This window comes from Bacillus velezensis (assembly GCF_001461825.1).
GTDB classification, from domain to species: domain Bacteria; phylum Bacillota; class Bacilli; order Bacillales; family Bacillaceae; genus Bacillus; species Bacillus velezensis.
Window position 1 is genome coordinate 737,642 of record NZ_LLZC01000019.1, and the last position, 12,948, is coordinate 750,589.

The 12,948-nt window shown below is 47.0% G+C and carries 13 protein-coding genes; 6 read left to right on the forward strand and 7 right to left on the reverse strand.

Annotation, left to right across the window (positions count from 1 at the left end; all coding sequences use genetic code 11):
• Nucleotides 1–5: 5 nt before the first annotated feature.
• A complete protein-coding gene (locus AR442_RS14250; protein ID WP_053285072.1) occupies nucleotides 6–884 on the reverse strand; it encodes an ABC transporter substrate-binding protein in 879 nt (292 codons plus the stop codon).
• 489 nt (nucleotides 885–1,373) lie between these two features.
• Here AR442_RS14250 and AR442_RS14260 point away from each other — a divergent pair, with 489 nt between their 5' ends.
• Nucleotides 1,374–2,522 (forward strand): S8 family peptidase, encoded by a 1,149-nt coding sequence (locus tag AR442_RS14260; protein WP_014417349.1) that lies wholly within the window; start codon nucleotides 1,374–1,376, stop codon nucleotides 2,520–2,522.
• Between the two features lie 44 nt (nucleotides 2,523–2,566).
• Here AR442_RS14260 and AR442_RS14265 read toward each other — a convergent pair whose 3' ends face one another.
• Nucleotides 2,567–3,817 (reverse strand): M48 family metallopeptidase, encoded by a 1,251-nt coding sequence (locus tag AR442_RS14265; protein ID WP_014417348.1) that lies wholly within the window; start codon nucleotides 3,815–3,817, stop codon nucleotides 2,567–2,569.
• A 153-nt stretch (nucleotides 3,818–3,970) separates the two neighbouring features.
• Between AR442_RS14265 and AR442_RS14270 the strand changes: the two genes are divergently transcribed.
• A complete protein-coding gene (locus AR442_RS14270) occupies nucleotides 3,971–4,366 on the forward strand; it encodes a YhfM domain-containing protein (protein ID WP_007409201.1) in 396 nt (131 codons plus the stop codon).
• Between the two features lie 48 nt (nucleotides 4,367–4,414).
• On the opposite strand, the gene AR442_RS14275 is transcribed toward AR442_RS14270, so the two are convergent.
• The 4 genes from AR442_RS14275 to AR442_RS14290 form a co-directional block, all read right to left on the reverse strand.
• Nucleotides 4,415–5,956 carry a fatty acid--CoA ligase family protein gene (locus AR442_RS14275; protein WP_014417347.1) on the reverse strand — a complete coding sequence of 514 codons (1,542 nt, stop codon included), beginning with the start codon at nucleotides 5,954–5,956 and terminating at the stop codon, nucleotides 4,415–4,417.
• A 131-nt stretch (nucleotides 5,957–6,087) separates the two neighbouring features.
• The gene (locus AR442_RS14280) at nucleotides 6,088–6,732 is read right to left on the reverse strand and encodes an SDR family oxidoreductase (protein WP_032863814.1); all 645 of its coding nucleotides are present in this window, start codon (nucleotides 6,730–6,732) and stop codon (nucleotides 6,088–6,090) included.
• A gap of 80 nt (nucleotides 6,733–6,812) precedes the next feature.
• Nucleotides 6,813–7,808, reverse strand: a complete 996-nt coding sequence (gene lplA, locus AR442_RS14285) for a lipoate--protein ligase (RefSeq protein WP_003155205.1) — start codon at nucleotides 7,806–7,808, stop codon at nucleotides 6,813–6,815.
• Nucleotides 7,809–7,820: 12 nt separating this feature from the next.
• Nucleotides 7,821–8,555, reverse strand: a complete 735-nt coding sequence (locus AR442_RS14290; RefSeq protein ID WP_014417345.1) for an MBL fold metallo-hydrolase — start codon at nucleotides 8,553–8,555, stop codon at nucleotides 7,821–7,823.
• A 169-nt stretch (nucleotides 8,556–8,724) separates the two neighbouring features.
• On the opposite strand from AR442_RS14290, the gene yhfH reads away from it, so the two are divergent.
• Both yhfH and AR442_RS14295 read left to right on the forward strand, forming a co-directional pair.
• The gene (gene yhfH, locus AR442_RS20080; RefSeq protein ID WP_412173816.1) at nucleotides 8,725–8,847 is read left to right on the forward strand and encodes a protein YhfH; all 123 of its coding nucleotides are present in this window, start codon (nucleotides 8,725–8,727) and stop codon (nucleotides 8,845–8,847) included.
• A gap of 234 nt (nucleotides 8,848–9,081) precedes the next feature.
• Nucleotides 9,082–10,371: a glutamate/proton symporter GltT gene (locus tag AR442_RS14295; protein WP_003155211.1), complete on the forward strand. Its 1,290-nt coding sequence runs from the start codon at nucleotides 9,082–9,084 to the stop codon at nucleotides 10,369–10,371.
• Nucleotides 10,372–10,411: 40 nt separating this feature from the next.
• Here the strand turns inward: AR442_RS14295 and AR442_RS14300 are convergent, their stop codons facing one another.
• Nucleotides 10,412–11,443, reverse strand: coding sequence for a M42 family metallopeptidase (locus tag AR442_RS14300; protein ID WP_204283013.1), 1,032 nt, complete (start codon nucleotides 11,441–11,443; stop codon nucleotides 10,412–10,414).
• 131 nt (nucleotides 11,444–11,574) lie between these two features.
• Here AR442_RS14300 and AR442_RS14305 point away from each other — a divergent pair, with 131 nt between their 5' ends.
• Together AR442_RS14305 and fabHB are read left to right on the forward strand one after the other, a co-directional pair.
• The gene (locus AR442_RS14305) at nucleotides 11,575–11,793 is read left to right on the forward strand and encodes a hypothetical protein (RefSeq protein ID WP_017417388.1); all 219 of its coding nucleotides are present in this window, start codon (nucleotides 11,575–11,577) and stop codon (nucleotides 11,791–11,793) included.
• 136 nt (nucleotides 11,794–11,929) lie between these two features.
• Nucleotides 11,930–12,907 carry a beta-ketoacyl-ACP synthase III FabHB gene (gene fabHB, locus AR442_RS14310; RefSeq protein WP_014417343.1) on the forward strand — a complete coding sequence of 326 codons (978 nt, stop codon included), beginning with the start codon at nucleotides 11,930–11,932 and terminating at the stop codon, nucleotides 12,905–12,907.
• Nucleotides 12,908–12,948 lie beyond the last annotated feature (41 nt).

Consider the following 12,948-nt stretch of genomic DNA (forward strand, 5'->3'; position numbering starts at 1 on the left):
CGAATTCAGTTTTGGGCCTTTTTGGCGAGCATTTTTTTCTGAAGATCATGTAATATGGCGTCCGCACCGTCAATGCTCCGGCGCTCCGTCCATACCGCCCTGTCCGCGCGGTAAACGTGTCCGTTTTTTACGGCTGTCAGCTGTTTCCAGAGGTGATTTTTTTCGAGTTCTTTCTCACCGTCCAACAGTACGATGTAATCAGGATCGATATCCAAAAGCTGTCCGGACGTCATTTTGATAGAGTCTGATTTCCCGCCGGAATCCGTCTGGACCGCATATGTAAACCCTGCAAGCGTCAAAAGCCGGGATGTGAAAAACCGGTCATCCTTTACGGAAATGCTGTCATTTGCAGCGTCAATTAATAAAATCGTGCCGCCTTCTGCATCCAGCTTTCTTTTGATGTCATTCAGCTTTTCTTCCTGGGCCGACAATTGTTTCTCTATGATGCCATCTTTACCGACCGCCTTTTCAATAGTAAGGGCAGCGTCAACCGCATCCTGATAATCCGCAGCTTCATTTTGTAAAGCGATTGTCGGAGCGATCTTTGTCAGCTCATGGTATATCCCCCTGTGAAGGCTTGAGTCAGCAATGATGAGATCGGGTTTTAACGAAGTGATCTTTTTCAAATCGGGATGTGACGGGGGTCCGACAGACGGCCTGCCGTCGTTTCGCTCTTTCCGGTCATCCGCCGCAGCCGCCGGCTTTATGCCGAGATCTTGGAGGGTATCAATAAAGCCATCATTCAATACGGCGACGCGCTGCGGATGCGCCGGCACATGCGCGGTTCCCAGATCATGCCTGACGGCGGTTTCATGTTCCTGTTCTGAGCATGCCGTTATGAAGAGAACGGATAAGATCATCAGCATACTGAAAATTTGTTTCATCTGTTCCCCCTCTTTCATTTTTCCGCAATTATATCATTGACAATATAAGTATCAATGATATTCATTATCATTATTTTTATAAAATGGTTTCACAGCTTTTCTCCGTCAAGAAAGCCGAAGACTGATTCATGCCGGCCGCTTTATTTCATTCCGCTTTCGTTTCCATCAGACTTCTGCATTCAACAAAAGGTGACATTTATCCTGTTTTTGCCGCAGCTTCCAAAAATGGAATCAAACCGTTCGACCCAGCAAACAAGAGAGCGATCGCGGCTGTGTACAAATACTCATGTCCTTCCATCGGTTTTTTCCATTAAAATTTAAATATTTCGGGTTCCTATTAAACGAAAGAGAGATGATATACCTAAATAGAAATAAAACAAACTGAAAAAAATTGGGTCTACTAAAATATTATTCCATGCTATACAATTAATCCACAGAATAATCTGTCTATTGGTTGTTCTGCAAATGAAAAAAAGGAGAGGATAAAGAGTGAGAGGCAAAAAGGTATGGATCAGTTTGCTGTTTGCTTTAGCGTTAATCTTTACGATGGCGTTCGGCAGCACGTCTCCTGCCCAGGCGGCAGGGAAATCAAACGGGGAAAAGAAATACATTGTCGGATTTAAACAGACAATGAGCACGATGAGCGCCGCTAAGAAAAAAGATGTCATTTCTGAAAAAGGCGGGAAAGTGCAAAAGCAATTCAAATATGTAGACGCAGCTTCAGCTACATTAAATGAAAAAGCTGTAAAAGAGCTGAAAAAAGACCCTAGCGTCGCTTACGTTGAAGAAGATCACGTTGCACAGGCGTACGCGCAGTCCGTGCCTTACGGCGTATCACAGATTAAAGCCCCTGCTCTGCACTCTCAAGGCTTCACCGGATCAAATGTTAAAGTAGCGGTTATCGACAGCGGTATCGATTCTTCTCATCCTGATTTAAAGGTAGCAGGCGGAGCCAGCATGGTTCCTTCTGAAACAAATCCTTTCCAAGACAACAACTCTCACGGAACTCACGTTGCCGGTACAGTTGCGGCTCTTAATAACTCAGTCGGTGTATTAGGCGTTGCGCCAAGCGCATCTCTTTACGCTGTAAAAGTTCTCGGCGCTGACGGTTCCGGCCAGTACAGCTGGATCATTAACGGAATTGAGTGGGCGATCGCAAACAATATGGACGTTATTAACATGAGCCTCGGCGGACCTTCTGGTTCTGCAGCGTTAAAAGCGGCAGTTGACAAAGCCGTTGCTTCCGGCATCGTAGTCGTAGCGGCAGCCGGTAACGAAGGCACTTCCGGCAGCTCAAGCACAGTGGGCTACCCTGGTAAATACCCTTCTGTCATTGCGGTAGGGGCAGTTAACAGCAGCAACCAAAGAGCATCTTTCTCAAGCGTAGGTTCTGAGCTTGATGTCATGGCACCAGGCGTCTCTATCCAAAGCACGCTTCCTGGAAACAAATACGGCGCGTACAATGGTACGTCAATGGCATCTCCGCACGTTGCCGGAGCGGCTGCTTTGATTCTTTCTAAGCACCCGAACTGGACAAACACTCAAGTCCGCAGCAGTTTAGAAAACACCACTACAAAACTTGGTGATGCTTTCTACTACGGAAAAGGGCTGATCAACGTACAGGCGGCAGCTCAGTAAAACATAAAAAACCGGCGTCGGCCATGGCCCCGCCGGTTTTTTTATTATTTTTCTTCCTCCGCATGTTCAATCCGCTCCATGATCGACGGGTGGCTCCCTCTGAAAATTTTGACGAGAAACGGCGGGTTGACCCGGCTCAGTCCCGTATCGGCCAAGTCCTGAAACGTCTCAATCGCCGCTTCCCGGTTTCCGGTCAGCTCGATGCCGTAGCGGTCGGCGGCGTTTTCCTGATACCGGGAGACGGCATTCGTAACCGGATCAGAAGCAAAACTGAGAACGGATATGAGCAGCAATAACAGCGGGAGGGCGGCCAGATCTTCAGGCCCCTTTATATGGAGCATTCGGCCGAAGAATTTGGACAGCCGCTTATAAAGCTTGTCAATGATATAGAACCCGGCTAATGACAGCAGCAGATACCCGGCCAGTCCGATGTACACGTGCTTCATCACATAGTGCCCCATCTCATGCCCCATAATGAACAAAATTTCCCGATCCTTCAGTTTGTTAAGCGTCGTATCCCACAAAACGATTCGCTTATTCGAACCGATCCCCGTCACATACGCATTCAGCGCATTCGTTTTCTCCGACATATTTACTTCATAAACATGGCTGGCCGGAATGTCGGCCTTGTCGGCAAGCGACAAAATTTTGCTTTCCAGCTCCTTGTCTTTCAGCGGATAGAAATCATTGTATAAAGGATCAATCACGACCGGCTGCAGGAAAAACAAAAACAGGGTAAACGGCACAGTAAGACACCAAGCGTAAAACCACCATTTTTTTGTATGCTTTGTGATCAGCCAGTAAAACACAAGCACACACACGGCAAACAGCGGAAAGCTGATCCAGAAATCAATGACATGGTCTCTTATCCAGCTTGCTGTTGTCTGCGTCGAAATATGATACGCAAGCGAAACCCGATATCCGATCCACTCAAGCGGAAGCGAAGCCGCCGTAACGATGAGTGAAATCACAAAGACGAAGCTTACGATTTGCAGCACCCGAAAGCGCACCGCTGCTTCCAGCCAATGCTTTATTTTTTTGGCAAGCCCCGTAATGAGCAGCAGAAAAAATAAAAACCAATCTAACGGCGCTCCGATGAAAAACAAAAAATCCTTTACATTTGAAAAGTTTTCAGCGGCTGCCAGGCGGCCCGGGTCCATAAACGAGGACGGATCGGCTTTCGTTCCCTTTACGGCCTCCGGGACGGCGGAGTCTCCTGTCATAAAGAAATACCAATAGAAAAAAAGGCCGTACAGCACATAGGCAAGTCCCGCTGCCGCTATCCATTTGCGCATGGAAGTCTCCCTCCTTAGCCTTATGACTTACTCCTATTGTAAGCATAAATGCAAATAAATAGAACCAAGCCTCCAAACGGATGTTAATCTTTTCACAACAGAAAAGAATGGAACAACAGGAAGCGGGAAAGACTAAAAGACGGAGTGATGAATATGAAAAAAATAATTGCGTTTATTGTAGTAATCGCCCTTTTGGTTATTGCTTTCTTCTATGTATACAGCCGGACCGGCGATGTGTTTCCATCAAGCAACGCAGATCTGATTATTCTGTCTGAGCACGGAAAAAAAGAAATCAAAATTAAAGACAGGCAGAATGTAAAAGATATGCTCGATATCTTGAACCAAGGAAAACAAGTCAAACTGACCAAAAGCGTATCTCCCGATTACGACGGAACGGTCAAATACCATGAAGACCGTTTTGATTCATTCAGCATGTGGCTCGAAGGCGGCAATTATATGATGTACAAGTATAAAAACACGTATTACAAACTGACCCGGCATGATACGAAGCTTGTGCAAAGCATCATTAAGGAAGAATCGCAGAGCTGACCGGATCAGCATGTAAAAGCGAAGCCCCCCGGCTTCGCTTTTCGTCCGTCATTTCGGAAGCATGTCCCGGACCGCCCGTCTCAGCAGCTTCCCGGTCGCGTTCTTCGGAATCTCATCAAGAAAAACTACTTCCGCCGGCCGTTTATATTTTGCCAAATGTGTTTCACAGTAATCAAAAACCGCCTGCTCTGTCAGCTCACCGTCCCCAGGCACTATATAAGCATGCACCGCTTCCCCCGTTTTGGCGTCAGGAACGCCGATGACCACGGCTTCTTTAATGCCCTCATGGCTGTAGAGCACTTCTTCTACTTCGCGCGGATAGACGTTGTATCCGCCGACGAGAATCATATCTTTTTTTCTGTCGACGATATAAAAATAACCGTCTTCGTCGCGCTTCGCCAAATCACCCGTGTACAGCCAGCCGTCTTTCAGCGCGTGCTCCGTCTCCTCGGGCATCTTGTAATAGCCTTTCATCACATTCGGCCCTTTCACGATCAATTCTCCCACTTGATGGTCGGGCAATTCGCGTCCGAGTGTATCGACGACTTTATTTTCGACATGTAAAATATTCGTCCCGATCGAGCCGGGCTTTCTCCCCCGGTCAAACGGATTAAAACAAGTAACCGGCGACGCTTCAGAAAGTCCGTACCCCTCCAGAATGGTGACGTCAAAGGTTTGTTCAAACGTCTGCAACAGAGCGACCGGCATGGAGGCGCCGCCTGAAATGCACAGTCTGACGGACGCAAAATCCTCCGCCTTGCCGTGCTCGTATTGATACAGATAGTTATACATCGTCGGAACGCCGGCAAAAATGGTTGCCTGACGGCTTTTAATCAGTTTAAACACAGAAGCCGGGCTGAATTGCGGCTCGATTAAGACACACGCTCCGCTCATCAGAGGCGCATTCATACAAACGGTTAAACAAAAAACGTGAAACATCGGCAATGCCGCCACAATTTTGTCTTTCTCATTCATTCCTAAGTATCCGGCGACATCATTTGCATTGGAGAAAAGATTCTGTTGGGTGAGCATGGCGCCTTTCGGTTTTCCGGTCGTCCCTGAGGTGTATAAAATGACGGCAGTATCATCTTTTGACAATGTCGGATAAGTTCTGCTGCGCTCCGCCGGGCGAAGCATTTTTGTAAACGTTGTCATTTTTAAGCGCAATTGAGGGTCTTCTGTCGATGGAGCGTTCTCTGCTGTCTGGCTGATAATGATATGCTCCAGCAGCGGCAGCGAGCCGTGCAGGCTTTCAAATACGGGAATTAATAGATCGATGCCGGCGATCGCTTTGACATCGCCGTTTTTCAGCATGTATGCGATTTCTGAAGGTGTATATGCCGGATTAACAGGTATGACGACAATTCCCGCTTTTAACGCGCCGAAAAACGCAATAACAAAATCAGGCGTATTTCCGAGCAGCAGCGCGAGATGATCCCCTTTTTTCAGTCCCCTGTCCTCCAAGCCGTTTGCAAATGCTTTGATTTTACCTGCCAGCTCCTCATACGTCATGTACTGATCTTGAAACAGACAAGCTGGTTTTTCCGGTTTCTGCGATGCCGTTTCTTCCAATTTGGAAACCAGATTCATTTTCCCACCCCTTTAAAAATGTAATGAATGAATAGTCATTCATTTATCCGGAATAAACGTTCACTTTTATTATAGAAAAATATAGAAAAACACTCAAGGGCAAAAAGCCCCGAGTGCCGTAAAACCGGAAACTATAATTGTTTCAGCGCTTCACTGACCGGCGTGCCGCCCGCCGTCAGATCGAATGCTTTTTCATACGTATTCGGTTCATCAAGGGATGCGATAACGGTCTTGGCGACATCGTCTCTTGAAATGGAGCCTCTTTCTAAATCGGCCGCGGCTTTGATATTTCCCGTGCCGGGATCATTTAATAACCCGCCCGGCCGGATAATCGTATACGTCAGACCGCTCGCTTCAAGAATTTTATCCGCATAATGCTTTGCGGCGTAATACGGCTTCAGCGCTTCATTCCAATTGCCGCGGTTATGAGCCTGAAGGGCGCTTACCATAATGAACCGCTTGATGCCGGCTTTCTTTGCCGCTTCTACCGCTTTCGCCGCTCCGTCAAGATCAATCAAAAGCGTCTTATCGTATCCGGTGCTTCCTCCTGATCCGGCGGTAAACACAATCGCGTCACAGCCTTCGGCGGCTTTCGCGATGTCTTCCGGGCTTCCTTCCAAATCTGCAAGAACGGCTTCTGTTCCCGCGGCTTGAAGCGCTTCTTTCTGCTCTTGTTTCCGGACCATCGCCCGCAGCGTATGCGTGCCGTCTTTTTGAAACAGCCCGGTCAGCCGCTGTCCGATCTGTCCGTTTGCTCCGATGAGAAATACTTTCATCATGATCCCTCCCTATTCATTATGGTTCTATCATTTCACAAAAACGGGCGCTGATTCAAATCATGCGTTCGGCAAATGCTCTAATAAATCAGCTCGAGGAAATCTTCCAGCTCTATTTTGCCGAAATACTGTTTCAGATCGATTCCGGCCAGCGCCTCCCTGATAGCGGTTCGGTCATACTGTTTTCCGGTCAGTGCCTGTTCGACTTCACTCACATCTTTCGCACCGAAGAAATCACCGAAAATTTTGCAGTCCTGAATGATTCCTTTTTTCACTTCAAGACGCAGATCAATCGATCCGACCGGATAACGTTTCGAATGCTGAAGATTAAATGCGGGCGACCTTCCGAAATTCCAGTCCCAGTTTTGATAGCGCTCTTCGGAAATCTTCCGGATCGCTTTCCAGTCTTCATCGGTCAGTTTATATTCCGGCACTTCGGAAAGATCATTTGTATTAAAAATATGGTGAAGCAGGTGCTTTTTGAATTCGTCCGCCGTCATTTTGTCATCAAGAAACTCGCTGATGTTGGCGACACGGCTTCTGATTGACTTAATGCCTTTTGATTCGATTTTGTCTTTTTTCACTTTCAAGGCTGACACGACATGATCAATGGCGGAATCCAGCATTAATGTTCCGTGGCTGAAAATACGCCCTTTCGTCGAAAATTGAGCGTTGCCGGAAATTTTTCTGCCGTCCGCGACGATGTCGTTTCGGCCGCTTAATTCAGCTTCCACACCGAGCTGGCGCAGCGCCTGAATAACGGGTTCGGTGAATTTTTTAAAATTGTGAAAGCTGTCGCCGTCATCCTTGGTGATAAAACTGAAATTCAGATTCCCGAGGTCATGGTAAACCGCACCGCCCCCTGACAGCCTGCGGACGACGATGATTCCGTTATCTTCTACGTATTTCGTATTGATTTCTTCTATTGTGTTTTGGTTCTTCCCGATGATAATCGAGGGCTGATTGACATAAAACAGCAGGTATGTCTGTTCAGGGTCGAGATGCTTCACGCAATATTCCTCGATCGCGAGGTTGATCCTCGGGTCGGTTATGTTTTGATTGTCGATAAATAACATGGTGCTCCTCCTTTATTTCTCCCACTTCAATCCGGAAGCGGCGATTGTCACTTCGCCCCCGAACACGGATTCCGCTTCTTCTTTCAGCTTCCGGTGCTCGCCGAAATGAGGCAGATGCGTGAGAATCAGCTCCCCCGCTCCGGCCTCCTTCGCGATACGTCCGGCTTCCAAACTGTTCATATGGCCGGCTGACGTGCCGTCCTGGTCTGCGTAAAAATTGCACTCACAGATCAGCAGATCGGCATTTTCCGCAAACGGGATAAACGCGTCCTGGTAGCTTGAATCAGCCGTATACACAACAGAAGCTGAACCGTCAGTAATCCGCATCGCATAACAAGTGACCGGATGCACCGTTTTCAGAAAGGTAATGGTGAACGGCCCGGCAGAAAGCGGGCGGTCCGGCTGATAGGCCACTCCTTTTGTATGCGATTTATATGTAAGACGCTCAAACTGTTCTATATCAGCATCATGCCCGTAAATCGGCAGTGCATGCGTCCCTTTTCCGAGAAAGGAGCCGACCTGTTTGGCAAATTGAAGCGGCCCGATATCAGCGATGTGATCATGATGATAATGGGACAAAATGACGGCATCAAGCTCTTCTGCCGGAACATAGGCAAACAGCTTTGATAATACGGCGCTTCCGCAATCGACGAGCAGAGAATAGCCGCCGGACTGAAACAGATAGCCTGAAGTTGCTTCGTTTGCGGCCGGAAACCCGCCGCAGCATCCAATAACTGTAACTTTCATATAATCCTCCGAATGTTTATGATAAAAAGTTCCTTTCCTCCAATATACCTATTTTTCGTACAAATTTCATGTTTTAAACATTGTGCCAAAACAGCCGTTGATTTTCTCAAACTGTTATAATACAATGTAAAGACAAAACAATGAAAGAGGGATGGGTATGTTGGAAAAGATGTCGGATTTTTTCAGAAATTTACCCGCTAAGAAATGCGAAGAATGCGGAAATGAGATTGTTGAGCAGTATGAGTGTCACATTAATTTGTGTAATGACTGCTTGAAAATTAAGGATATGTGACAATAGGGCGCCGCACAATTCTAAGTTGTGCGGCGCCCGTTTTTTTCGTCCGTCATCATACTTTCTGAATAGGGCGTTATTCACCATTATTAGCAATTATCTGTACGTTTTAAAATATTCAGTATTTTCAATCTATATTTTTCTATAGACGGATTGTTTTCTTTTCTATTATAATTTGTTCTAATAGCTATCTTTTTAGATACTTATTGCACTTTTTTCTTCGGGAGGTAATCTATGAAAAAATTACGCTTTGGACTAGCGACGCAAATTTTCGTCGGACTCATACTAGGGGTTGTAGTCGGTGTCATCTGGTACGGCAATCCCGCCATTCCAACATATTTACAGCCTATCGGCGATTTGTTTTTACGCTTAATCAAAATGATAGTGATTCCAATTGTCGTCTCCAGCTTAATCATCGGCGTTGCCGGCGCGGGAAGCGGAAAACAAGTCGGAAAATTAGGCTTCAAAACGATTTTGTATTTTGAGATCATTACCACTTTTGCCATTATTCTCGGGCTGGCTTTGGCGAATCTGTTTCATCCGGGAACAGGCGTTAATATACATGAAGCTCAAAAGACAGATATCAGTCAATATGTTGAAACAGAAAAAGAACAAAATAACAAATCTATCGCAGACACATTCCTGCATATCGTACCGACAAACTTCTTCCAATCATTAGCCGAAGGAGATCTGCTTGCCATTATCTGCTTTACCGTGCTGTTTGCACTCGGCATCTCGGCAATCGGTGAAAAAGGAAAGCCTGTCTTGGCCTTCTTTGAAGGTGTTTCTCATGCGATGTTCCATGTTGTGAACCTGGTCATGAAAGTTGCGCCGTTTGGTGTTTTTGCGTTGATTGGTGTTACCGTTTCCAAATTTGGGCTCAGTTCCCTGCTTTCACTCGGTAAACTGGTCGGTTTAGTATATGTAGCTTTGGCTTTCTTTCTCATTGTTGTATTCGGAATCGTCGGAAAGCTTGCCGGAGTAAACATTTTCAAATTCCTCGCCTATATGAAGGATGAAATTTTATTGGCGTTCAGTACGTCAAGCTCCGAAACCGTACTCCCCCGCGTTATGGAAAAAATGGAGAAAATCGGCTGTCCGAAAGGTATTGTTTCCTTTGTTGTGCCGATCGGATATACCTTTAACTTAGACGGATCTGTGCTGTACCAATCTATCGCCGCTTTATTCCTCGCTCAGGTATACCACATTGACTTGTCCATTTGGCAGCAGATTACCCTTGTGCTTGTCTTGATGGTCACTTCCAAAGGAATGGCTGCCGTGCCCGGGACTTCTTTCGTCGTCCTGCTTGCGACATTAGGCGCATTCAACATTCCTGCAGAAGGCCTTGCATTCATCGCCGGGGTTGACCGGATTATGGACATGGCCCGTACGGTCGTCAATCTGACCGGAAACGCGCTGGCATCCGTTGTGATGTCAAAATGGGAAGGCCAGTATGATCCCGTTAAAGGCGCGAAGGTCATGAGCCTCGCCAAAACAGAACAAAACACAACCATCTCAGGTTAAAATGAAAACCCTGCACGGAATGATTTCCGCGCAGGGTTTTTTATGCCATCGGCGATAGAACGTACCGATGCAAAAGCTTCGCCGTATTAAGAAGCGATAATTCATGCGTGCGTTCAAAAGCGTGTGAAGCGTCAATTCCCGGGCCGATCAGCCCGTGGACGATGTCATGGCCCGAACGGATGGCTGCTGAGGCATCAGAACCGTAATACGGATAAATATCAAGCTGATAATCAATGCCATAGCGCTCCGCAAGCCCGGCCAGATGTTTTCTGAGCTGATAATGGTACGGGCCGCTCGCATCCTTCACGCAAATGGAGACGGTATATTCATCCGTAGACTGGCCGTCTCCGATCGCCCCCATATCAACAGCCAAGTATTCGACGGTCTCAGGAGGAATGTTGGAATTGCCGCCGTAGCCGATTTCTTCATTATTAGAAATCAGAAAATGCGTCGTATACGGAAGTTCGATTTTCTCTTCCGTGATGCGGCGGATTAAATTCAAGAGCAGTGCCACGCTCGCTTTGTCATCAAGATGCCGGGACTTAATAAAGCCGCTCGGCGTAATCTGCACACGCGGGTCAAATGAGATGAAATCGCCGACCCTGATGCCGAGATCGGACGTCTCTTCCTTCGTCCGGACAGGCTCATCAAGGCGGACTTCCATATTCTCCTGATTCCGCTCTGCCTTGCCGGCGTCCTTGTAGACGTGCACTGAAGTCTGATGCATTAAGATGGTGCCTGTATAGGTTTTGCCGGAAGAAGTTTGGATCTCGCAATATTCCCCTTCAATCGAGTTATATCGGAAGCCGCCGATCAAGTCAATCTTCAGCCGGCCGTCCGCCTTTATCTCCTTTACCATCGCGCCGAGCGTATCGACATGCGCCGTCAGCAATCTGTGTTTCTTGTCATCACGGCCGGGAATTGTGACAAAAAGACCGCCTTTGCGGTTTCTGTAAGAGGAGACGCCCCATTCTTTTAAAAGACTTTCTGTATAGGCGATAACCTCGTATGTATTGCCCGTCGGACTCGGAATCGACACCAATTCTTTAATCAGTTCCATCGTATGTTTCATATTTTCCACAGGTCATTCCTCCTATCAATTTTATTCTTCTTAAAATATACTCTTTTGATCCATAACCCGTCCAATCTTTTCCTTCTCTTTTTTCATAGAATGAAGGGAGCATGAGCATAGGAGGGAAATGTATGATCAGCCGTAAACCGCACAAGCGGAAAAGATTTCATAATGATTGGTTTGAGGATTGGTTTGAGGATAATTGGTCTGGTGCAGCCTTCTGGGGCTGTAAAAAAGAAAAAGATCACTGTAAAAAGAAAAAAGAAGACCCTTGTAAAAAGAAGAAAGATAAAAAGAAGAAAGATAAAAAGAAGCATCATCATTCATGCTGCCGCTGCCGTCATTGGTAATCGTTCACACAAGCCCGTTTTACAAATAGATTCTCATGCTCCCCAAACAGCGGATGCTGCTTGGGTTTTTTTATTAAAATTAGTACCAAGTAATAATATCAGGTGTTATAATCTGATATAAAGGAGTGATTTTTTCATGTCAAAATCTAAAATTACAGCAATCGGTACATATGCTCCGGCACGCCGATTAACAAACGCGGATTTGGAGCGCATCGTCGATACATCTGATGAATGGATCGTCCAGCGCACCGGTATGAAGGAAAGACGCATTGCCGGCGAACATGAATTCACATCGGATTTGTGTGTGGAAGCGGTGAAAAACCTTGCAGAACGATACAGCGGAACTCTTGATGATGTCGATATGATCCTTGTCGCCACAACGACGGCGGACTATGCGTTTCCAAGCACCGCGGCACGCGTGCAGGCTTACTTCGGCTGGCCGCAAACGGGGGCGCTTGATATTAACGCCACATGCGCCGGACTCACTTACGGCCTTCAGCTCGCAGACGCATTAATTACCGCCGGTTCCCATCAAAAAGTGATTGTCATTGCCGGTGAAACATTATCAAAGGTAACGGATTATACTGACCGGACGACCTGCGTTCTTTTCGGAGACGCTGCTGGCGCCCTATTGGTGGAACGCGATGAATCAGCGCCGGGCTTTTTGGCAGCCGTGCAAGGAACAGCGGGAGGCAGCGCGGACGTGCTGTATCGCACGGGACTGAGCGCAGAATTAAACGGCGAGCCGCTTAAAGGCGGAGGAAACATGGTGCAAAACGGGCGCGAAGTATATAAATGGGCGGCCAGAACAGTGCCTGAGGAATGCAATGCCCTTTTAGAAAAAGCCGGCTTTTCAAAAGACGATCTGGATTGGTTCGTTCCTCACAGCGCCAACATGCGGATGATCGAATCCATCTGTGAAAAACTGCCCTTCCCGCTTGAACGGACATTGACAAGCGTTGAATATTACGGCAACACTTCATCGGTTTCTATTATTCTCGCTTTGGATGAAGCTGTGAAAGCAAAAAAACTGTCGGAAGGCCAGACGCTGGTATTATTCGGGTTCGGCGGAGGATTGACGTATACCGGACTGTTGGTGAGATGGGGATTTTAATAGCACGACGATCGAAATCTAAAAAAAAAGAGGCCCTGAGC